The following is a 22,892-nucleotide window of genomic DNA, read 5'->3' as shown; positions in this document are numbered from 1 at the left end:
TAGCAACGCAACTCGGTATGAGTCAGAAATCTCGCAGGTTGGTATTGCTACGCAGCCGAATTCTCAAGCGATGCGCGGTGCGGCGGACGGGCACGCTGCGCCGCTGGTTCCGCGATCCGTGCCGCCGTGCCGCGCGTGGCGGATGGATCGGATGCGCGCGCGGCCTGCACCATGCGAACGACACCGCCTCGCCATTCCAGGATGCCATCGCGGCGCATGGCTTGAAGGGTGCGGTTGACATGTACGCTGGTCAGGCCGAGCGCATCGCCCAGTATCTCCTGGGTCAGCGGCATCACGAAGCTGTCCGGCCCGGCCACGCCGGCAAGCGCCAGTCGCTCATGCATTTCGTTCAGCCAATCGAGGATCCGTTCATAGGCGCTCATCCGCCCCAGCCGGGCAATCTGGCGGAACAGATAGCATTCGGTCAGCGCGGCGCTGGCGGCATAGGCTTGTTCCAGCCCGGGCGAGTTGGGAGGCGGGGCCGGGCATAGCCGTGCATCGCTGAGTGCGGTGATCGTGCTCAACGCGACTGGGTGCGCACAGGCGGTTTCCGTAATCACGTCTCCCGGGACGAGGAAGCTGAGTATCTGGCGGCGGCCGTCCCGGAACAATCGGGTGCGGCCGAGCCAGCCTTCGAGCACCAGCAGCGGCCCTGCCGTACGCTGCCCTTCGACGATCAGGTCGCGCGCAGTCGGCACCAGTTGGGGGTGCAATGTGGCGTCTTGCAGGAGGGCGCGATCAGGATCTGTGAGTTGGGCCAACCCACTTAGCCGGCGGGAAACGCTCGTACCGGGCGCCGGATGGATGGATTTCAGCATATTCCCGCAACGCGCAGGCATCTGGAAGGTTCACGATGCCTCGCGGAAGCATCGGATCGTTAGATTCCAAACGTTTGTGCAGGCAGCAAGATGGCGCATTCGACGCCGCCGGGCACGAGCGCGAAGCGGGATGCCGCGCCGAGATGGCGCGGCAATATGTCTTCGATCAGCGTCTGGCCGAAACCCTTTCGCCGCGCCGGCAGCGTGGCGAGGACCGCAACGCCGGACTCCTGCCAAGCAAGCTCCAGCCCATCGTTCCGGAAGGCCCATGTCACGCGGAGCGCCGCATCTGGGCCGGATCGGCCCAGCATCCCGAACTTGATCGAATTGGTCGCAAGTTCGTGCAGGGCCAGCGCGACGAACCGGCCGGTATCCGGGCGAAGGCGAACCTCCGGCCCCTCCACCATGATTCCCGGTGCATAGCCGAACTGAAACGCGCGAAGTTCGTCGCGCACCAGCAATTCCAGATCAATGCCGGACTCTACGGCGATCGCCCTGTCATAGCATGAAATCGCCTGCATCCGCCCATGAAGATGCGCGGCGCGACCATAGGGCGAGTCGTCATTGGCGGCGGAATCGAAGGCGGATTGGACCAAAGTGCGCAGTATCGGTTGCGCGGTAACCAACCTTGTCGGCAAGTCCGTATCTGGGGCTGGATATTCCCGCCGTTCCGCGGCTCCGTTGGTCATGTGCGGTGCTGGTCCTCGCGCTGCTTCATCGGCTTGGCGGGTGCCGCGCCCCGGAGAGCGGAAGGAAAAGCGTATCTAGACGCGACGTCGCTTCTTAGCGCGTTCGGACAGGGTGGGGAGCATGGCCAAAAGGTCAGGTGTGACGAACTGCCGGAGACTGCGGTTAGCCTGCGCTATTCAAAGGAAAAGCTGCAACCGCCGTCGCCTTCTGGCGTGATTTTGCGGACCTTTCGCCGATCCTCGACAATTTGGTGTGGATCGACGTCCTCGATCGCGAACGCCGCCACTGGGCGGTCAAGGCGCCTGCCGGTGGTACCGTCGAATGGGATTCCCGGATAACCGAGGACCGCGAAGTCGCGCTGCGCCGCTTCAAGCAACGGATGGAAACCGGCGAAATCGCGACATCGTCGCGGACGCGCAAGCAACTCGAAGAGGCGCGGAACTGACGCGCGCACTGACCTGGCACGGCAAGCAGGACGTCTTTGGTCGCCTCTTGGCGCAGACGCGGTGGCAACGCTGCTCTGGCGTTGGGGGCGTCTGTCGGACAGCTTGTGCTGGAGAACCTCCCCCATATTGGCTCCCGGCACCGTAACGAAGTCAAATTTCCGCTGTAGCTTTAGAAACACACTCTCGGTGAAAATCAAAGCTGTCTTACAGATTTTCGCTTCGATCGTTGACAATGTAGTCGTAGTTGGTAGCGGTAACCCCGCTGCGAACGCGTTGGGCGATCGCAAGGTCAACAGTTTCCGCCGCAAATATGCGGTGGCCAGGAGGGGAAGATGAACAGCGTGAAGCGTTCTGCTGCACTGTCGCGATCGGCGTCGATTCTAGCGGTATCTGCATGTTTGTTGATGCCAACGTTTGCACATGCGCAAGCCGACAACGTTGCCACCGGCGCGACGGCGGCCCAGGAGTCCACCCAGGGCGAGGAAATCGTCGTTACCGGCATCCGCGCCAGCCTTGAGCGGTCGATTGCGATCAAGCGTGAAGCGCCCGGCATCGTCGACGCGATCTCGGCCGAAGATATCGGCAAGTTCCCGGACACGAACCTTGCGGAATCGCTGCAGCGTATCCCTGGCGTTTCGATCAACCGCACCAACGGCGAAGGTTCGCAGGTCACCGTGCGCGGCTTTGGCCCGCAATATAACCTGGTGACGTTGAATGGCCGCCAGCTCGCGTCAGCGGCGGTCGCGGTGGTCGGCGGCGACCAGAATGCCGATGGCGCGCAGGGGACCACGCGGTCGTTCGACTTCTCCAACCTCGCGACCGAAGGCGTGCGGACGCTGGAAGTTTACAAGACCGGCCGTGCGGCGGTTCCTTCGGGCGGTATCGGTGCGACGATCAACGTCGTGACGCGGCGGCCGCTGGATGGCGGCAAGGTCGGCCTGAACGGCAGCGTCGGCGCCAAGGCGGTGTACGATGCGAGCGTCGACGGCTGCCTCGACTGCGGATCCAAGGTGACGCCGGAATTTTCGGGCGTGGTGGGCTGGACGGATGCCGAGCAGCGCTTCGGCATCGAACTGTTCGGCAGCTATCAGAAGCGCAACTTCACGTCGATCGCCGCGACGTCGAACGACTGGAACATCATTCCGTACAGCACGTTCGTGTCCGGCGGCTTCGCGCGGAACAACACGATCTGCCCGTCGACGCAGACGACGCTGAGCGCCAGCTGCACCATCGTGAAGAACGCGCCGAGCAACGCCAGCCAGCTCGTCGCGATTCCGAACGACAGCCGGTATCACTATGCCGAGGGTAGCCGCGAACGCATCAACGGCCAGGCATCGGTGCAATTCAAGCCGACCGATTCCCTGACGCTGACCGCCGACGCGCTCTATGCGCAGAACCGCCAGCGCGAAACCCGTTCGGACCTGTCCAACTGGTTCAGCCGGCCGTTCGATGAAGTGCATTTCGACGGCAACACGACCGTTGCCACCGCGAACTATCTCCATGAGACGATCAACGGCTTCAAGGACGAGGGCTTCGAGGCACAATCGCGTGCGCAGAAGAACCGCCTCGAGGATTACGGCCTGAATGCCGATTGGCAGATCGCAGACAATTTCTCGCTGCGGATCGACGGCCATGCTTCAAAGTCGTCCAGCCGTCCGGACAACCCCAATGGCGTCAGCTCCACGCTGGTCGGCATGGGTGCGAACGTGGTCGCCGCGCACTCGGTGACCTACAACAGCGGCATCCCGCAGCAGGATATCACGCTGGGCTCGACCCCGCTTTCGGCCGGTGTGGTCGGCAGCCAGGTGGGGCGCACCAACCGTTCGGTGCAGGAGCAGACCGTCAAGGAACTGCGGGCCGATTTCGGCTGGGACCTGGGCAATGAAAGCCGCTTCGATTTCGGCGGAAACTATCGCAAGACCGACATGCGCCAGACCTTCGTCAGCACGCAGCAGACGTTGGGTGACTGGGGTATCGCCAATCCCGGCGACGTCGAGCGTCTGGCACCGGGCTCGCTCCAGTCCTTCTGCCTGATCTGCAAGTTCGATGCCTATAATCCCGGCTCGGACCCCGATTCGCGGGTGGCCTTCCGCGGCGATGCGGCGAAGATCTATCCGATCCTGTCGTCCTACTATGCAGGCCAGGGCAAGACCGTCGGCATCACGGGCAACAACAACAATCGTGTGAAGGAAGATATCTGGGCCGCCTATGGTCAGCTGACCTGGAAGGGTGAGGTCGGCAACGCGCCGGCGCGCCTGGTGGCGGGCATCCGTTACGAGCACACCAAATCGCGTTCGATCTCGCAGGTCGCCGTCCCGTCCGCGCTGGACTGGGTTTCGGATAACGACTTTACGGTGGTCGTATCGCTCACCAACACCAGTGCGTTCGACGAATCCTATTCGTACGACAACATCCTGCCGCAGGTCGACTTCCAGGTGGAACTGCAGCGCAACCTGCTCGCTCGCCTTTCGTACAGCAAGACGATCGCGCGGCCGAACTATAACAGCCTGTTCACCGCCACGACGGTGGGCGGTCCGCCGCGTCCGACCAACAATGGCGGTATCCCGAGCGCATCGGTAGGCAACCCGCGCCTCTCGCCGCTGATCTCGGACAATTTCGACGCATCGCTGGAATGGTATTTCAAGCCGGACAGCTATGTCTCGATCGCGTTCTTCGACAAGCGCGTGCAGAACTTCGTCGGCAACGGCCAGTTCACCTCGCCGCTGTTCGGGCTGCGCGATCCGAGCTCGGGCGCCGCGGGCAGCCGTTCCGGCCAGGCCAAGGATGCGTTGAACGCGCTGGGTGCGGACATCAGCGACGTCAACCTGTTCGTAATGTCCTCGCTGATTGCCAATCGTGGTTCCGTCGCCGCGGCTACCGGCGAGTTCCAGGCAAACTACAACACCTCCACCCGCTCGCTGGACGATGCCTACGTCAAGGCGATCAACAATCAGTATGATCTGCGCGGTAACGCGGCCGACCCGCTGTATCAGTTCCAGGTGACGCAGCCGATCAACAACAAGTCGGCGAAGATCTACGGCCTCGAAGCCGCCGGCCAGTATTTCCTTGGCAATACCGGCATCGGCATCGCGGCGGCCTATACGCTGGTGCGTGGCGATGTGGGCTTCAACCTGGGGGCCGATCCGGGCCAGGATCAGTTCGCGCTGCTGGGCCTGAGCGATACGTTCAGCACCACGCTGATCTACGACAAGAACGGCATCTCGGCTCGTCTCGCCTATAACTGGCGCGACAAGTTCCTGTCGGGCATCAACCGCCAGGGTTCGCGCAATCCTGAGTTCACGGCGCCGTTCGGTCAGCTCGATATGAACATCAGCTACGAGATCACGCCGCAGATTGCGCTCTCGCTGGAAGGAATCAACCTGACCCGTGAGAGTGTCCGGACCTACGCGCGTGACAAGAGCGAGCTGTGGTTCGCGCAGGAACTGGATCGTCGCTTCCTGCTGGGCGCGCGCTTCAAGTTCTGAGGCATCGGAGTGCGATAGGAGAGGGAGGGTCGCTGCCTTGTGCAGCGGCCCTTTCGCTTGCCCGTTGAGGCTCCATCGGCTTTCGGCCATGGTTGCCCGAAAGGGCGACGGCGCCGATCGCACGGAAAAAGGAAGCAGGTTACATGACAAGACCGGTCGCACTCGACAACGTGCTGCACCAGGACCTTCGGGTCGCGTTTCGCCACGGCGCGGAGTTCGGCGATGCCGCCAACCAGCAACTGATCTTCCCGACCGAGTTCGAGGCGGCGCAGCGTGCGTTTCCGATCCTGTTCCGCGAAGAGCCGCAGGAGGGGTTGCAGGCCGTTATCCTGACCGGGCTCGACCGTGACGAGAACCTGTTCTTCGACGGGACGCGCTGGACCAGCCGTTATGTTCCGGCGTTGCAGCAGCGCGGCCCGTTCTCGATCGGCATACCTGCCGATACGGCGGGTGCGGAAGAGGGCCCGACCGTTCATATCGATCTGGATGATCCGCGCGTCGGCGCGGTGGACGGCGAACTGCTGTTCCTCCCGCAGGGGGGCGCGAGTCCGTATCTTGAGCATGTATCGAAGGTGCTGGGGCGGATTCACGCCGGCATCGCCGCCGCAGCGCCGATCTATGCGCTGTTCCGGGAACTCGACCTGTTCGAGGCCAGCGCGATCGAAGTGACGCTGCACGATGCGCGCCGCTACGTGATCGAAGGTTTCCTGATACTGTCGCGCGACCGGCTCGACGCGCTGAGCACCGCGGGGCTAGAACGGCTGCACCGGGCCAGCGTGTTGGGCCAAGCCTATATGGTGGCAAGTTCGATCGGCAATGTCACGGCGCTGATCGAGCGCAAGAACGGGCAGGCAGGCGAACGGTGAACGTCGTCGCCGCCGCGGCACCTTCGGTGCAGGTGATCGAAGCCGTCGCTCCGGATGCAATTCCCTATGACGCGCTGATGGCGGCACAGGCGCCGGTGCTGCTGAAGGGCATCGCCGCAGATTGGCCGCTGGTACGTGCGGGCCTCCGATCGACGGACGCCGCGCTGGACGCGCTGAAGCGTTTCGATGCCGGCCGCCCGGTCGTCACCTTTCGCGGCGCACCGGAGATTGGCGGTCGGTTTTTCTACACCGAGGATGGGGCGGGCCTGAACTTCAGTGGCCGGCGCGAAGCACTGACGGCGTTGCTGGACGAGATGCGGCCACAGATCGAAGCGGCGGGCGGCCCCAGCTTCTACGTCGGATCGACCGACCTGGATGCCTATCTGCCCGGCTTCCGGCGCGAAAACGACCTGGTGCTCAACCACGCCATGTTCGACGCGCATCCGCCGCTGGCCAGTATCTGGATCGGCAATCGCACCATTGCCAGCTGCCATTACGACATGTCGCACAATCTTGCGGTCTGCGCAGTCGGGCGGCGGCGCTTTACCCTGTTTCCGCCGGACCAGGTGGCCAACCTCTATCCAGGGCCGCTGGAGCCGACGCCCGGTGGTCAGGTGGTCAGCATGGTGGATTTTGCGGCGCCGGATTTCGCGCGCTATCCCGGCTTCCGGGACGCGATGGCCACCGCGCAGGTGGCGGAGATGGAGCCTGGCGACCTGCTCTTCTATCCGGCGATGTGGTGGCACCATGTCGAGGCGCTGGGGCCATTCAACGTGCTGGTGAACTATTGGTGGAATACCAGCCCTGCCTGGCTGGATACCCCGCAGATCACGTTGCTTCACGCACTGCTTAGCCTGCGCGATCGCCCTGCGCCCGAGAAGCGGGCCTGGCAGGCGCTCTTCGACTATTATGTGTTCGGCGCATCCGAGCAGGCAGGTGCGCATCTGCCGGAAGCCGTGCGAGGGCCGTTGGCGCCGATCGATGCCGTGCAGGCGCGCCGGCTGCGGGCGCAATTACTCAACCGGCTCAATCGGTAAGGCTGGCATCGTTTCGCTTGTTTGTGCCGCATTCGCGCTTGCCCCTCTATAATGGCAGGGTTGGTTCGGACGATTCCGGCCGACGCGATCGAGGGGCAGATCTGGCGTGACGCGGTTGGCTTTGGTGATGATCGCCCGCGACGAGGCGCGCAGCATTGCGCGTTGCCTGGAAAGCGTGCGCCCCCATGTCGACCGCATGATCGTCGTCGATACCGGATCGACCGACGATACCCGCGACATCGCCTTTCGGCTCGGTGCCGAAGTGCATGACTTCGCCTGGCGGGATGATTTCTCGGTTGCCCGTAACGCCGCACTCGATCGCTCGGACGCCGATTGGAACCTCGTGCTCGACGCTGATGAATGGCTGGCCGGCGGCATCGACGCGCTCGCACCTGCGGTGTTGCCGCCTGTCGCGGTGCAGCCGCCCCGTTTTGTCGGCTGCATCCGCATCCTTAACGAAAGTGGGAGCGGCGAGCCAACCCGGCGCTTTCTGCCCCGCATCCTGCCGCGCGGCGTGCGCTATGCCGGACGGATCCATGAACACCCGATTTCCGACCTGCCCTTCGTTCCGCTCGCGCTGGAAGTCGGGCATGATGGTTATGTCGAGGCGCAACTGGCGCGGAAGAGCGGCCGTAACCTGTTGCTGCTGGAACGCTCGCTGCAGGACGATCCCGGCGACACCTATCTCTGGTACCAGCTTGGACGCGAGCGCCTGGTGCGCGGGGATCCGGCAGGCGCCGCGGAAGCGTTGCGGACGGCGTATCGCGGCGTAGGGCCCGACGCAGCGTATCGCCATGCCATCGTGCTTTCGGCGATCCAGGCACTCAAGCAGGCGGAACGCTTCGAGGAAGCGTTGGCGCTGGTCGATGCCGAACAGTTCGCCTGGCCCGATTCTCCAGATTTCTACTTCGCGGTTGCAGGCCTGTATCTCGACTGGGCAGGACGGAATCCCGAGATCGCCCTCGACCAGCTGTTGCCGGTTGCCGAGGGCGCTTGGTTGCGGTGCCTCGCCATCGGCGAACAGCCGAACCTTGATGGTTCGGTGCCGGGCTGCGGCAGCTATCTTGCTGCGGGTAATCTTGCGATCCTGTATCAAGGCCTTGGCATTGCGGACAAAGCGGGCGAATTCGCCGCCCTGGAGCAGGCATTGCGCGCCGCCGCCTGATCGCGGCCCAACGTTCCGTCGCAGCTGGGCTTGACCGTTGGCGGGTCTCCCTTCACTCTTCGCTGCAACCGGTGTCAGCAATGGCCGGATTGGAGAGGATCGATGCCGTTCATGCCCACCCTTCGCGCGCGTTCCGGAAAGGGGGAGCAGACGCCGGGCGGCGCTGGCGCGGCCTTCCGGTTTCATCGTCAAGGGCTGTTGCGGGGCTACCCGATATTTGGCGGAAGGATTCCCGTCGATAGGCGTCCGACCACGCAGCGCGGGCTCCGTTCATGTCGTGCGCGGCAAGGGCGTTGACGATGCCTTTTGACACCGGTATCAGTTTGTAGGGCGGTTCCTCTCTACCGGAAAGGGCATCCACGGCGAAATCTTCCTCCGGGGGGCTGCAGGTCCGGTTGCTCCCATTCGGTGTCTTTGCCGCGCCCTGCGCGGCGATGGGCGCCCGGGGCGCCGCGAACGCCCTGGCGGGCGTGGCGTTTCTGCCTCCATGGGCAGCGGCGCAAGGGAATGATTGACGGAAAGGGAACAGGACATTGGCGGAGCAAGGGACGGCGGAGACCATCGCCCAGGCATTTGTGGCGGCACGTCGCGCCAAGCAGGGTTTTGCGGAGTATCCGGGGACTATGCCGGCAACGCTGGAGGAGGCCTATGCCATCCAGGCAAGGGCGATCGCGCTGTTCGGCCAGTCCGTCGCCGGGTGGAAGGTGGGGCGTGTGCCCGATGCTCTGGTCGAGCGTTATGGTGCGAACCGACTTGCCGGCCCGATCTTCACGGAAAGCCTGGTCTGGCCGGAAGCTGGGCAGGTACCGGAGATGCCGATCTTTCAGAACGGCTTCGGTGCGGCGGAGGCGGAGTATATCGTTCAGCTCGGATCGCTTCCGGTCGATTTTGGCCGTGCGTGGAGCAATGCGGAGATACTCCCTTACATCGCCGAACTCCGGGTGGGCATCGAAATAGCCAGTTCGCCCTTTTCCGGGATCAACGCGCACGGCCCCGCAGTGACGGTCTCGGACTTCGGAAACAATAATGGCTTGCTGATCGGATACCGTATATCTTCTGAAGAGGATTTCCTAAGCTGGCCGGTATCGCTATCGATCGACGGGGAAGTTGCTGGAACGGGGACGGCGGGCGCGATGCTCGACGGCCCGATCGGGGCGGTACGCTTTCTGTTCGAACTGGCGGCCCGGCAAGGGTTGCAGCTGGCCGAAGGACAGTGGATTTCAACCGGCGCCGTCACCGGCGTCCACCCGGTTCGCCCGGGGGCAAAGGTGGAGGCGACGTTCGGGTCGGGCAGGCGTATCGAATGCAGGATCGGGATCGCCTGATTCCGGTTGCGGCCGAGTGGGATTGGAGAGGTGATGGCGAAGCAGGGCGAAGCGACGGTGCACAGTGCCGCGACGCGGGTGGGGCGATATCGCTGGGTGATCTGTGGGTTGCTGTTCGCGGCCACGATCATCAATTATGTCGATCGCCAGATGATCGGCGTGCTCAAGCCCACGCTGATGGCCGACCTGCACTGGACCGAGCAGGACTTTGCCGGCGTCATCATCTGGTTCCAGTTCGCCTATGCGGTGGGCTACATCATCTTCGGCAAGGTGGTGGACCAGGTCGGCGCGCGGGTGGGCTATACCATCGCCTTCGTGATCTGGCAGGTCGCGCACATCCTTCATGGCGCGGCCCACAGCCTGATGCACTTCGCCCTTGCCCGCTTCGCCCTGGGCATCGGCGAATCGGGTAACTTTCCGGCAGGCATCAAGGCCGTGACCGAATGGTTTCCGGCCAAGGAGCGTGCCTTCGCGATCGGCGTTTTCAATGCCGGGGCGAATATCGGCGCGGTTCTCACCCCGCTCGTCATCCCGTACATGGTGCTGGCCTGGGGCTGGCGTTCGGCGTTCGTGATCACGGGCGTCCTCAGCTTCGTATGGCTGATCGCCTGGTGGACGCTGTATCGCAGCCCGCGCGAACATCCCAAGGTGACCGAGGGCGAGCTGGCCTGGATTGAGCAGGACCCGGCGGATCCCGTCGTGAAGCTCGGCTATGGTTCGGTGCTCACCAAGCGCGAGACCTGGGCCTATGCGCTGGGCAAGTTCTTCATCGATCCGATCTGGTGGTTCTTCCTGTTCTGGCTGCCGGGCTATCTGTTCGAGCGCTATCATCTGGATCTCAAGACCTTCGGCCTGCCGCTGGCGGCAATCTATCTCGTATCCGACATGGGCAGCGTCGCCGGCGGCTGGCTGTCCTCGCGGCTGATGCGCGCGGGCTACACGGCCAATGTCGCGCGCAAGATCACGATGCTGGTCTGCGCCTTCGCGGTGCTCCCGGTGCTGTTCGCGGAATCGCTGAGCAGCGTGTGGATGGCAGTGGGCGTGATCGGCATCGCGACCGCGGCGCACCAGGCCTTCTCGGCGAACCTCTATGCGCTGCCCGCGGACATGTTCCCGCGCGGCGCGGTCGGTTCGGTGATCGGCATCGGCGGCACCGTCGGCGCGCTAGGGGGCATCCTGATGTCCTTCTATGCCGGCGAGGTGCTGGCGCGAGTCGGTAGTTACTGGCCGTTGTTTGCGGTGGCGGGGAGTGCCTATTTCGTGGCGCTGGCCTGCGTGCATTTCCTGTCGCCGCGGCTTGCCCGTGTCGACATGAGTGCCTGATTTCAAACCAAAGTTTCCGGAGTACCCATGGCCAAGCCCCTCAAGCTCGATCCCGACCGGCTGTTGCCGGCCGAGGACCGCACCCGTGCGATTGCGCGCGAACTCTATGCCCAGGTCGCGGGCTTGCCGATCATCAGCCCGCACGGCCATACCGATCCCACCTGGTTCTCGACCAACGCCAACTGGTCGAACGCCACCGAGCTGCTGCTCTCGCCCGATCATTATATCTACCGCATGCTCTATTCGCAGGGCGTGTCGCTGGATGCGCTGTGCGTGCCGAGCAAGGCCGGCATGCCGGCGACCGACCCGCGCGCGGCGTGGCGCACCTTTGCCGAGCATCTGTACCTGTTCCGCGGCACGCCTTCCGCCATGTGGCTGGGCCATGTGTTCGGCGAGGTGTTCGGCTTCGAGGTGGCACTGGATGGTGGCACGGCGGATTTCTATTACGATACGATCAACGCCAAGCTGGCGAGCGACGATTTCCGCCCGCGCGCGCTGTTCGACCGCTTCAACATCGAGTTCCTCGCCACCACCGAGGGGCCGCAGGATGACCTCTCGCCGCACCACGCGATCCGGGAATCGGGTTGGGGCGGGCGCGTCGTCACCACCTATCGCCCGGATGCGGTGATCGACGTGGAGCATGAGCAGTTCCACGGTGCGCTCAAGATCTTCGCCGAGAAGACCGGCGAGGACGTGTACAGCTGGGACGGCTATCTCGCGGCACACGCCAAGCGCCGCGCCGATTTCCGCGCCGCCGGCGCCACCGCCACCGACCATGGCCACCCCACCGCCCGCACCGCGAACCTGAGCAAGGCCGAAGCCGCCGCGCTGTTCGCCAAGATCCTGGGCAGCGACTGGACGCCAGCCGATGCCGAGCTGTTCCGCGCGCAGATGCTCACCGAAATGGCGGCGATGAGCGTCGAGGACGGGATGGTGATGCAGATCCACCCCGGCAGCTTCCGCAACCATAATGGCGGCCTGTTCGCCAGCCATGGCCGCGACAAGGGCGCGGACATTCCGATGGCGACCGACTATGTCCATGGCCTGAAGCCGCTGCTCGATCGCTTCGGCACCTCGACCGCGCTTTCGATCATCCTCTTCACGCTCGACGAGACGGTCTATGCGCGCGAACTGGCGCCGCTCGCCGGCCATTATCCGTGCCTGAAGCTCGGTCCGGCCTGGTGGTTCCATGACAGCCCCGAAGGGATGCGCCGCTTCCGCGAGCAGGTGACCGAGACGGCAGGCTTCTACAACACCGTCGGCTTCAATGACGATACCCGTGCCTTCCTGTCGATCCCGGCGCGGCATGACGTTGCCCGGCGGATCGATTGCGGCTTCCTGGCGCAGCTGGTCGCCGAAGGGCGGCTGCACGATTGGGAGGCGGCCGAACTCGCGTTCGAGCTTACGAACGGGCTGGTGCGCAAGGCCTATAAGCTCGGAACGTCGGCGTAACGCGCGCCATCGCCGTCATCCCGGCTATTGCCGGGATGGCGAGCGTTGGGACGAAGGCGTCCAGCTTCGTCGCGGCCGGTACATCCGGATAAGTGGTTGAAAATATAGGTGTGGTGGTCAAGATGCTTGCCCCACCCGCAAAAACACGAGCGCTGCCCCGCCTAGTGTGGTAACCGGTGTCTATTCACGCAGAAGGGACGAGGATCATGAAGATTGCGCTGATAAGCGAGAACAGCCAAGCGGCGAAGAACGGCGTCATCCACAAGGCGCTGTCCAACGTTGCCGAACCGCTGGGCCATCAGGTGTTCAACTATGGCATGTATTCGGCGGAGGACGCCGCCTCGCTGACCTATGTGATGAACGGCCTGCTCGCCGGCATCCTGCTCAATTCCAAGGCGGTAGATTTCGTCGTCACCGGCTGCGGTACCGGCATGGGATCGATGCTCGCCTGCAACGCCATGCCGGGCGTATTCTGCGGGCTGGTCATCGACCCGACCGACGCCTTCCTGTTCGGCCAGATCAACGACGGCAACGCGATTTCGATGCCCTATGCCAAGGGCTTTGGCTGGGCGGCGGAGCTGAACCTGGAAGACGTGTACCGCAAGCTGTTCGAAGGCGAGCGCGGGCTCGGCTATCCGAAGGAGCGCGCCGAGATCATGCGCAAGAACCGCGGCATCCTTTCGGACCTCAAGCGGGTGACCTGCAACGACATGCTCACCGTGCTGAAGACGGTGGACCAGGACCTGCTGCGCGCGGCGATCGCCGGCGAGAAGTTTGCCGAATATTTCTACGCCAATTCGCAGGACGCGGCGATCAGCGACTATCTGCGCAGCCTTTCGTAAGCCAGCTCAGCATTCACTCCCCCTCCCGCAGGCGGGAGGGGGAGAGGGGACCGCCATGACCAACCCGTTCGATCTTACCGGCCAGGTGGCCGTTATCACCGGCGCGAACACCGGAATCGGCCAGGGCATCGCGCTGGCGCTCGCTGCGGCGGGGGCGGATATCGCCGCCGTCGGCCGGACGCCCGCCGAGGAGACCGTCCGCAAGGTGCGCGACCTTGGCCGCCGCGCCGAAATCATCTCCGCCGATCTCTCGACCATAGAGCCTGTTCAAAGGGTTGTGGACGAGGCTGTGGATAAGCTGGGGAAAATCGACATCCTGGTGAACAATGCCGGGATCATCCGCCGCGCCGACAGCCTTGATTTCACCGAGGAAGATTGGGACGCGGTGGTCGACACCAACCTCAAGTCGGTGTTCTTCCTGTGCCAGGCGGCAGGGAAATTCCTGGTCCGCCGTTTCGGCGAGACCGGCGAACGCGGGCGAATCATCAACATCGCGTCCATGCTGACCTTTCAGGGAGGCATTCGCGTGCCGAGCTATACCGCGTCCAAGTCCGGTATTGGCGGGCTCACCAAGTTGCTGGCCAACGAATGGGCGGGCAAGGGCGTGAACGTCAACGCGATCGCCCCGGGCTATATCGCCACCAACAACACGTCGGCGCTGCAGGCCGATGAGACCCGCAACCGCCAGATCCTGGAGCGCATCCCGGCGGGGCGCTGGGGAGATCCGCAGGATCTGGGCGGCGCTGCGGTGTTTCTTGCCTCCCGCGCTTCGGACTATGTGCAGGGTCATATTCTCGCCGTTGACGGAGGCTGGCTGGCACGATGACGTTCGCATTCTTTGGGGAAATGATGTTGCGGCTGTCGCCGCCGGGGCGCGAACTGCTGCTGCAGACGCCGAAGCTCGACGTGGCGATTGCCGGTGCCGAGGCCAATGTCGCCACCGGCCTTGCCTGTCTGGGCCATGACGTGCGGATGATCAGCGCGGTTGCGGACAACCCGTTGGGCGCGGCGACGATCGGCGAGCTGCGTCGTCGCGGCGTGGATACCCGCCATGTGATCGCCGAGCCCGGCCGCATGGGTCTGTATTTTCTTACTCCTGGTGCGGGGCTGCGCGCGTCGGAGATCGTCTATGATCGTGCGAACTCGGTGTTCGCGACTCGCTCCGCCGACGCCTGGGACTGGGACGCGCTGCTCGACGGCGCAACCCGGCTGCATCTTTCGGGCATCACCCCCGCGCTGGGGCCGAACACCGCCGCTGCCGCCATCGCCGCGGCCGAGGCGGCGAGCGCGCGCGGCATCGCGGTGTCGTTCGACGGCAATTACCGCGCCAAGCTGTGGGAAGCCTGGGACAGCGATCCGCGCGGCGTGCTGACCCAGTTGATCCGCCATGCCGACATCCTGTTCGGCAACCATCGCGACATTTCGCTGCTGTTGGGCAAGCCCTTCTCCGGCGATGGCCCCGATCGTCGGCGCGAGGCGGCGGAAGCGGCGTTCGCGGCCTTCCCCAAGCTCCACCTGATCGCCTCCACCGCGCGGCATGTCGACGATGTCGACAGCCACCGCATCGCCGCCCGCGTCGACACCCGGGACGGGGGACACCAAACCGAGGAACTGCGCGTTAGCGGCATCGTCGACCGGATCGGCGGTGGCGACGCGTTCGCCGCCGGCGTGCTGCACGGCCTGCTGGACGGCGGCGACGCCCGCGCGGCTGCCGAGGCGGGGCTGGCGCTGACCGCGCTCAAGCACTCGCTGCCCGGCGATGCGAGCCTGTTCACCCGTGCCGATCTTGCCGCCTTTGCCGAGGGCGGGCTGGACGTCCGCCGGTGATGCGCCGGCGCGCGGTGCTGGCGGGCGGCCTGTCGCTCGCGCTGCCACCGCGCGCCTGGGCCGCCGGCGACCCGATCGTCGAGGCGCCGGCCGGGCGGTTCGTGGGCACGCGCGCGGCGGGCTGCGCGCGTTTCCTGGGCATCCGCTACGGCCGCGCCGCGCGTTTCCGCGCGCCGGTTGCCGAGCCGCGCGTCGATCGTGCGCGGGCGCAGGCCTTTGGGCCGATCTGTCCGCAGCGCGGCCTGAAGGGCGAGCCGCAATCCGAAGACTGCCTGTTCCTCAACCTCTGGACCCCAGGCACGGAGCGCGCGGCACGGCGCCCGGTGATGGTCTATTTTCACGGCGGGGCCTATTCGAACGGCAGCGTTACCGATCCGCTGAACGACGGGGCCACGCTTGCCGCCGCCGAGGACGTGGTGGTGGTGACAGTCAACCACCGGCTCAACGCGTTCGGCTATCTCTATCTCGCCCGGCTCGATCCGCGCTTTCCCGACAGCGGCAATGCCGGCCAGCTCGACCTGATCCTCGCGCTCCGCTGGATTCGCGACAATATCGCGGCATTCGGCGGCGATCCGGCGCGCGTGTTTCTGTTCGGCCAGTCCGGGGGCGGGGCCAAGATCGCCACGCTGATGGGGATGCCGGCCGCGCAGAGCCTGTTCCACAGCGCTGCGACGATGAGCGGGCAACAAGTCACCGCCTCGGGACCGATGAATGCGACTGCGCGCGCGCAGGCCTTTCTCGATCGGCTGGGAGGCGGACTGGAGGCTGCAGCCGCGCTGCCGGTGGAGAAGCTCGTCGCGGCGCAGGATGCGCGCGATCCGATCCTGGGGGGCGGGGTCTATTTCGGGCCGGTACTCGACATGCGCTGGCTCACCCGCCACCCGTTCTGGCCAGACGCGAACCCGCAATCGCTGGCGATCCCGATGATCCTCGGCAATACGCGGGACGAGACGCGCGCCTTCTTCGATCCGGCATCCGAGCGTATCCGCACCCTGACCTGGGACAATCTTGCCGCCCGGATGGCGCCGGAACTGAAGATCGACGTGCTGCCCGAATGGGTGGTCGCCGAATATCGCGCGCATTTCCCGGCCGACACGCCGCAGGACCTGTTCTACCGCGCCACCACCGCGGGCCGCAGCTGGCGGGGGCAGGTGATCGAGGCGGACGCGCGGGCCGCCGCGGGCGCGCGCGCGACCTGGGTCTATCAGGTCGATTTCGCTTCGCCGACCCAGCCCGATCGCGGGGCGCCGCACACCATGGATATCGCGCTCGCCTTCGGCACGCTGGCCGCGCCGGGATCCTATGCCGGCAATGGCCCCACTGCCCGGCGGCTGAGCCGGCAGATGATGGCCGCCTTCGCCGCCCTGGCCCGCATCGGCAGGCCGGCAGCCCCCGGACTGCCCGCCTGGACTCCCTACACGCTGCCGGACCGCGCGACGATGCTGTTCGACGCGGAGAGCCGCATGGCCGACGATCCCCGGCGCTGGGAGCGCACGCTGTTCGCGCGCATCCCCTATATCCAGCCGGGCAGTTGAAGGCCGATACCGCAACGCGTTACCCAGCGGCGTTCGCCTATCGCAATCGTTCGCCGCGCCGTATAGCATCGCTCCATGGAAAAGACGGGCAAGCCCACCATCAACGATGTGGCGCGGATCGCAGGCGTTTCGAAGAAGACCGTCAGCCGCGTCATCAACCGCTCGCCCCTGCTGAATCAGGATACCCGTGCGCGCGTGGAGGCGGTGATCGCCGAGCTGGGGTATGTGCCCAATGTGCAGGCGCGCGCGCTGGCGCTGCGGCACAATTTCCTGCTCGGGCTGATCCACGACAATCCCAACGCGCAGATGGTGATGAACGTGCAGGCGGGCATCCTGGAGGCGATCCGAGATACCGAATTCGAGCTGATCGTCCGCCCGATCGACCGCGGCTCCTCGACGATGCTAGCGGATGTTCGCGCGTTCCTGGAGCGGCAGCGGCTGTACGGCGTGCTGATCCTGCCACCGGTTTCCGAGAACGATATGCTGGCGGATGTGTGCAATGATCTCGGCACCCGCTATGTCCGCATGGGCTCCACCGCACTTGATGCCCCCGAGCATATGGTCGCCTCCAACGACAGCGACGTCGTCGTCGAGGCGGTGAACCACCTGATTTCGCTCGGCCACAGCCGGATCGGCCTGATCGCCGGGCCGCATGGCTTCCGCTCGGCGCGGGAGCGGCGCAAGGGCTTCGAACAGGCCTTGTCCGAAGCGGGGATCAAATTGCCCCGCAGCCTGATCGCCGATGGAAACTACACGTTCGAAAGCGGGTTGGCCGCAGCCGATCGCCTGCTCGATCTATCGCCACGCCCGACCGCGATCTTCGCATCCAACGACGAGATGGCCGCAGCCACCCTCCACGCCGCGCGGCGCCGGGGGATGAGCGTGCCCGAAGACCTGTCGATCATCGGTTTCGACGATACGGCGATCGCCTCGCACATCTGGCCGCCGATGACGACAGTGCACTGGCCGATCATCTCGATGGGCCGCTCCGCCGCGTTGAAGCTGCTCGCCGATTTCTTCGGCGACGACCAGGCCGTGGAGGAGCCGTCGCTCTTTCCTTCCACGCTGATCCACCGCGCATCGGTGGCGCCACCGCGCGCCGGCAGCTGATCCCCCCGCGTCCGTTTCGCTGTTGCGCCAAAGTTGCGGGTGCGGAAATTATCGTCATCCTGGTTATGACACCGGTTGACATAGGCCGGGTTGGTGCAACAAATACCCTCCAACAAGCGTGACGCAGCGCTTGCGCCAAGGCGGACGAAGATTCGCCAGGAGCGCGGGAGAGAATAGTCGCGATCGCCATGGCTTTTGTCTGCACGGCTGATTGCTGTGCGGCGCCGGGCGACCGCATCACCACTCCCCGAATCCTGGCGCAGCACTTCGCCGGGCGTCCAGACGAACAAGGGGAGGTTCAACATGGCAGATCTCGATACCTCGAAGGCACGGCGCTCCACCGGGCTGCGGGTTGGCGTTTCGCTCGGCGCGGTCGGCGTGGCGCTCTGGCTGGGCGTTCCGGCGCAGGCGCAGACACAGACCGGCAACCCCGTCGCCACCACCGACGCCCAGCGGGACGCCAGCATTCAGGAAGAGCCGTCGCCCATCGATCCCCAGACCGGCGACGAGATCGTTGTCACCGGTTTCCGTGCCTCGCTGCGGAATGCCCTGAACCTGAAACGCGCGTCCAATCAGATCGTCGACGCGATCACGGCCGAGGACATCGCGGATTTTCCGGACGCCAATCTTGCAGAATCGATCCAGCGCCTGCCGGGCGTTTCGATCGATCGCGACAATGGCGAGGGCCGCTCGATCACGGTGCGCGGCCTGGGCGGCGACTTCCAGATGACGCGGCTGAACGGCGCCGACGCGCAGAATGTCGCCGGCGGCAACCAGTCCGATTCCGGGGCTAACCGCAGCCGCGGCTTCGATTTCAATACCTTCGCCTCCGAATTGTTCGGCGGCGTGAAGATCACCAAGTCCACGGCGGCCGAAAATGACGAAGGCTCGCTCGGCGCGATCATCGATCTCACCACCGGCCGCCCGCTGGCCTACAAGGAAAATCGCTTCGCGCTGGGAGGCGAGGCCGAATATCGCGAAAGCGGCAAGACCTGGAACCCGCGCTTCACCGGGCTCGCTTCCGTACGGCTGACTGACAATTTCGGCATCCTGGTATCGGGCGCCTATCAGAAGCAGGAACAGCAGATCGATTCCTATCGCCGCAGCATCGGCGTGTTCGATTATCTGTACCGCAACTCGCAGATCAACGGCGTGACGCCGCCGGTCTATGGCTTCGCCCGGCCGGGCGGCAGCGGCGCTACCTTTGGTTCGGATCCCGCGGCCTATGCGCTGCTTTCGCCCACGACCGTGATCCCGGGCCTGCCCTTCATCAGCCGCCAGCAGCTGAAATATGAGCGGTTGGGCCTTACCGGCACCGCGCAGTGGCAGCCGAGCGAACGCACCGAGATCATCGTCGACGGCGTATACTCGAAATATGATCAGGACAGCCTGCTCGCCGGCATCATGCCGGTCGGCCTGAACCGCAACGGCACCAATGCGCGCGTCACCCAGAATACGTTGCGTGCGCCGGGCACCACCAACGGCTATGCCGACCGCGTCGCGCTCTATCCCAATTGCGTACAGAGCGCGATCGTCGATTGCGGCCAGCAGCTCAATGGCAGCAGCGTGCTGCCAGGCTATTTCAACAGCTACAATCCCAACAATCTCAGCGCTTTCGATTATTACAACAACCCGCGCTCGCCCGGTTATGTCGCCACCAGCAACCAGACCGGCTTCTACAACCAGCTGCTCGGCCGGCCGAATACGGTGGTGCGTGCCGCCAATGTCAACGCAGCGGGGCAGGCGGACTATCTTCAGCTCGATCGCGTCGATTGGCGCAGCTCGATCGACACGCAGAGCGGCTCGACCGAATTCAAGCAGGCGACGCTCAATCTCCGCCAGGACCTGGGCGAGCGGCTGACGATGGACGGCACGATCGGCTGGTCGAAATCGGTGTTCGATGCCACCGGCTATCTGGCGGAAGTCAATGCGGTCGACCAGAATGGCTATGTGTTCGACGAGCGCGGCGGCGGCAAGATGCCGGTGTTCAATCCCGGCTTCAACGTCGCCGATCCCAATGCATGGACGCTGGTGAAGGGGCTTTCCACCATCCGTGTCTTCAAGAATCAGGTGACTAACGAGTATCGCGTCGGCCGGCTCAACTTCGCCTTCGAAGCCGTGCCGGAAATGACGTTGCGGTTCGGTGGTACCTACAAGAAGTTCAGCTATTTCGCCGATCAGCAGCGCCGCGCCCAGACGATCGAGGCGTTGAACCCGACGCTCGCCGAAGCGAAGCTGAACGTTACCGACCTGGGGCAGGTCTATGGCTTCGGCCAGGGGCTGAACGTTCCGGCCGGCACGCCAACGCAGTTCTTTGCCCCCGATCTCGGCAAGTTCATCAATGCGTTCGGCATCGATTGCAACTGCGTCAACAAATGGGGTGATTTCCGCGTCGTGCCCGATGGCCGCCAGGGCGGCGGCGTCGAGGAGCGGGATGCCTCGGGCTTCTTCCAGGTCGATTACGATCTGACCCTGCTCGGCGGACCGCTGCGCGGCAATGTCGGTCTGCGCGTAGCCAATACCAAGGTTTCGGGCACCGGCAATGTCGGCGGGGCGGACGGCATCACCGGCATCCCGGTCGTGGCGCGCCACGAATATTGGGACTGGCTGCCTTCCACCAATATCAACTGGGAAGCGCAGCCGGGGCTGTTGATCCGCTTCGCGGCCGCCAAGGTGATGTCGCGCCCGCAGCTCGCCAACCTGACGCCGGGAACGACGGCCTTTTCGAGCACGCTGGCGGTGAACGGTTCGGCGCCTTCGCTCACGGTCGGCAATCCCTATCTCAGCCCGTTCCGCGCGACCAACCTTGACCTCAGCATCGAAAAATACTTCCGCAACAACGGCCTGATCGCCGTCGCGCTGTTCAAGAAGAATCTCGATAGCTTCCCGCAGCAGCTTGCCGGCGAAGCGCCGCTGTCGACGGTGTTCGAGCCGGCGATCTATAATCAGATCCTTGCTTCGATGACCGATCCGCTGCTCCAGGCCTATACCCGCGCTGGCGGCACCTGGGCGGTGCGCCAGTTCAAGGATGCGCCGGGCGGCACGATCAAGGGCATCGAAGTGAATGTGCAGACGGATTTCTGGTTCCTGCCCGCGCCGTTCGACAAGATGGGCATTACCGCCAACTACACCCATATCGATTCGTCGCTCAACTACCTGACCGGCACCACGCTTTCGACGACCCAGGCCGGCGGCGTCGGCACGGCGCGCAACACCTTTGCCGACGGGCCGTTTCTCAACACCTCGCCGGATGCGTTCAACGCGACCCTGTATTATGAAAATTCGGTCTGGTCGCTGCGTGTCTCGGGTGCGTATCGCAAGCGCTACGTCAATCGCTTCCCGCTCGCGACCGGTACCTGCGCGGTGGGCACCACCACGAATGGCGGCGCGGCGTGCAACTCGCCGGTGCTGGCGGACTTCGGCTATAACGAGGATCAGTTCAATCTCGACGCGGCGTTCGCGGTCAACTTGACCAAGTTCGCTCGCTTCACGATCGAGGGGCGCAACCTGACCAACCAGCCGCAATATCGCACGATGTACGCCGCCAACCCCGTCTCCCAAACCTATGGAAGCACGGGCCGGATCATCACCGCCGGCGTGCGGCTGAGCTTCTGATGCGGCCGTTGCCGGCGCTGGCGTTGCTCTTGCTGCTGCCGGCGCCGGCTGCGCCTGCCATCGGGCAGGCACGCACGGTACCGGCTTTCCCCGGCGCAGAGGGGGCCGGCGCGGTCGCGCTGGGGGGGCGGGGCGGCAAGGTGCTGTTCGTCACCACGCTCGCCGATGCCGGGCCGGGCAGTTTGCGCGCCGCGGTGGAAACATCGGGGCCGCGCACCATCCTGTTCCGCATTTCGGGCACGATCCGCCTCGCCAAGCCGCTGCGGATCCGCGCGGGGCGGGTTACGATCGCGGGCCAGTCCGCGCCGGGCGACGGCATCACCCTGCGCGACCACCCGCTCGAGGTGGACGCCGATGACGTGGTGATCCGGTATATCCGTTCGCGGCTCGGCGATGAATCGCGAACGGAATCCGATGCGATCTGGATCCTGGGCGGACGCCGCATCATCCTGGACCATGTCTCGGCAAGCTGGTCGGTGGACGAGACGCTCTCTGCATCCGCCAATTATACCAGGCCCGGCGAGGGGTTCTGGGACGTGACCGTGCAATGGTCGATCATCGCGGAATCGCTCACCCATTCGCTGCACGCCAAGGGCGAGCATGGCTATGGCAGCCTGATTCGCGGCGGGCAGGGGGCGAAGATCAGCTTCCACCACAACCTCTGGGCCAATCACGAAGCGCGGATGCCGCGGCCCGGCAATTACAGCGGGCCGGACGTGGATCCCGAAGGCGCCTTCTTCGATTTCCGTTCCAACGTCTTCTATAACTGGGGGAAGGGCTGGTCTGGCTACAATGCCGACAAGGCGACGCTGGCGTGCTATAACTTCGTCGACAATGCCTATGTGATGGGTCCGCAGTCGCTGAAGCCGATCGCGTTCCACGAGGGCAACACGCTCGCCAAGGCCTGGTTCGCCGGCAATAGCATGAACGGCACGATCCCCGCCGATCCGTGGAGCCTGGTCGATGGCATTGCACCGCCGGGCTATCGGCTCGATGCGCCCGTGCCGATGCCCCCGGTGACGCAGGACGCCGCTGCCCAGGCCTATGCGCTGGTGCTGGCGGGGGCGGGGGCATCAAAGGTGCGTGATAGCGTCGATGCACGGATCGTCGCCGGGGTACGCGATCGCACGGGGCGTCAGATCGACAGCCAGCGGGATGTGGGCGGTTGGCCGGAACTCAAGAGCGCACCCGCACCAAGGGACGGCGATCATGATGGTATCCCGGACGCATGGGAAATCGCGCATGGCCTGAACCCCCATGATCATCGCGACGGCAATGCCGATCGCAACGGCGACGGTTGGACGAACCTGGAGGAATGGCTGGCCGAACTGGCGGCGGGGCGGACATGATACCAAG

At 64.8% G+C, this 22,892-nt stretch carries 17 protein-coding genes; 15 read left to right on the top strand and 2 right to left on the bottom strand.

Annotation, left to right across the window (positions count from 1 at the left end):
* Positions 1-47: 47 nt before the first annotated feature.
* Both DD559_RS12410 and DD559_RS12405 read right to left on the bottom strand, forming a co-directional pair.
* The gene (locus DD559_RS12410) at positions 48-698 is read right to left on the bottom strand and encodes a Crp/Fnr family transcriptional regulator (RefSeq protein ID WP_240610235.1); all 651 of its coding nucleotides are present in this window, start codon (positions 696-698) and stop codon (positions 48-50) included.
* A 179-nt stretch (positions 699-877) separates the two neighbouring features.
* A complete protein-coding gene (locus tag DD559_RS12405) occupies positions 878-1,507 on the bottom strand; it encodes a hypothetical protein (protein WP_206364498.1) in 630 nt (209 codons plus the stop codon).
* 251 nt (positions 1,508-1,758) lie between these two features.
* On the opposite strand from DD559_RS12405, the gene DD559_RS12400 reads away from it, so the two are divergent.
* The 15 genes from DD559_RS12400 to DD559_RS12330 all read left to right on the top strand — a co-directional run bounded on the left by DD559_RS12400 (position 1,759) and on the right by DD559_RS12330 (position 22,885).
* Positions 1,759-1,953 (top strand): hypothetical protein, encoded by a 195-nt coding sequence (locus tag DD559_RS12400; protein WP_368389687.1) that lies wholly within the window; start codon positions 1,759-1,761, stop codon positions 1,951-1,953.
* Between the two features lie 405 nt (positions 1,954-2,358).
* Positions 2,359-5,439, top strand: coding sequence for a TonB-dependent receptor (locus DD559_RS12395; RefSeq protein ID WP_240610234.1), 3,081 nt, complete (start codon positions 2,359-2,361; stop codon positions 5,437-5,439).
* A gap of 143 nt (positions 5,440-5,582) precedes the next feature.
* Positions 5,583-6,305 (top strand): SapC family protein, encoded by a 723-nt coding sequence (locus tag DD559_RS12390; RefSeq protein WP_116469445.1) that lies wholly within the window; start codon positions 5,583-5,585, stop codon positions 6,303-6,305.
* A complete protein-coding gene (locus DD559_RS12385) occupies positions 6,302-7,342 on the top strand; it encodes a cupin-like domain-containing protein (RefSeq protein WP_116469444.1) in 1,041 nt (346 codons plus the stop codon). Before DD559_RS12390 ends, DD559_RS12385 begins: the two co-directional genes overlap by 4 nt.
* Before the next feature lie 106 nt (positions 7,343-7,448).
* A complete protein-coding gene (locus DD559_RS12380; protein WP_240610233.1) occupies positions 7,449-8,507 on the top strand; it encodes a glycosyltransferase in 1,059 nt (352 codons plus the stop codon).
* Positions 8,508-9,040: 533 nt separating this feature from the next.
* Positions 9,041-9,832, top strand: a complete 792-nt coding sequence (locus DD559_RS12375; RefSeq protein WP_116469442.1) for a 2-keto-4-pentenoate hydratase — start codon at positions 9,041-9,043, stop codon at positions 9,830-9,832.
* Positions 9,833-9,865: 33 nt separating this feature from the next.
* Positions 9,866-11,155: an MFS transporter gene (locus tag DD559_RS12370; protein ID WP_116469441.1), complete on the top strand. Its 1,290-nt coding sequence runs from the start codon at positions 9,866-9,868 to the stop codon at positions 11,153-11,155.
* 27 nt (positions 11,156-11,182) lie between these two features.
* On the top strand, positions 11,183-12,607 hold the full coding sequence (gene uxaC / locus DD559_RS12365; RefSeq protein ID WP_116469440.1) for a glucuronate isomerase: 1,425 nt from the start codon (positions 11,183-11,185) through the stop codon (positions 12,605-12,607).
* Positions 12,608-12,813: 206 nt separating this feature from the next.
* Positions 12,814-13,449, top strand: a complete 636-nt coding sequence (locus tag DD559_RS12360) for an RpiB/LacA/LacB family sugar-phosphate isomerase (RefSeq protein WP_116469439.1) — start codon at positions 12,814-12,816, stop codon at positions 13,447-13,449.
* 55 nt (positions 13,450-13,504) lie between these two features.
* Positions 13,505-14,275 (top strand): 2-dehydro-3-deoxy-D-gluconate 5-dehydrogenase KduD, encoded by a 771-nt coding sequence (kduD, locus tag DD559_RS12355; RefSeq protein WP_116469438.1) that lies wholly within the window; start codon positions 13,505-13,507, stop codon positions 14,273-14,275.
* Positions 14,272-15,276 (top strand): sugar kinase, encoded by a 1,005-nt coding sequence (locus DD559_RS12350; protein WP_116469437.1) that lies wholly within the window; start codon positions 14,272-14,274, stop codon positions 15,274-15,276. Before kduD ends, DD559_RS12350 begins: the two co-directional genes overlap by 4 nt.
* Complete coding sequence (locus tag DD559_RS12345; RefSeq protein WP_116469436.1) at positions 15,276-16,811, top strand: carboxylesterase/lipase family protein; 1,536 nt, start codon at positions 15,276-15,278, stop codon at positions 16,809-16,811. The genes DD559_RS12350 and DD559_RS12345 overlap by 1 nt, the downstream gene beginning before the upstream one ends.
* A 75-nt stretch (positions 16,812-16,886) precedes the next feature.
* A complete protein-coding gene (locus tag DD559_RS12340) occupies positions 16,887-17,921 on the top strand; it encodes a LacI family DNA-binding transcriptional regulator (RefSeq protein ID WP_116469435.1) in 1,035 nt (344 codons plus the stop codon).
* Positions 17,922-18,224: 303 nt separating this feature from the next.
* Positions 18,225-21,536 carry a TonB-dependent receptor domain-containing protein gene (locus tag DD559_RS12335; protein ID WP_116469434.1) on the top strand — a complete coding sequence of 1,104 codons (3,312 nt, stop codon included), beginning with the start codon at positions 18,225-18,227 and terminating at the stop codon, positions 21,534-21,536.
* The gene (locus tag DD559_RS12330; protein WP_116469433.1) at positions 21,536-22,885 is read left to right on the top strand and encodes a pectate lyase family protein; all 1,350 of its coding nucleotides are present in this window, start codon (positions 21,536-21,538) and stop codon (positions 22,883-22,885) included. Before DD559_RS12335 ends, DD559_RS12330 begins: the two co-directional genes overlap by 1 nt.
* The last annotated feature ends 7 nt before the right edge of the window (positions 22,886-22,892 follow it).

The sequence above is a fragment of the Sphingomonas pokkalii genome (assembly GCF_003096275.1).
Taxonomy (GTDB): Bacteria; Pseudomonadota; Alphaproteobacteria; order Sphingomonadales; family Sphingomonadaceae; genus Sphingomonas; species Sphingomonas pokkalii.
This window is presented reverse-complemented; position numbering and strand designations above follow the sequence as displayed.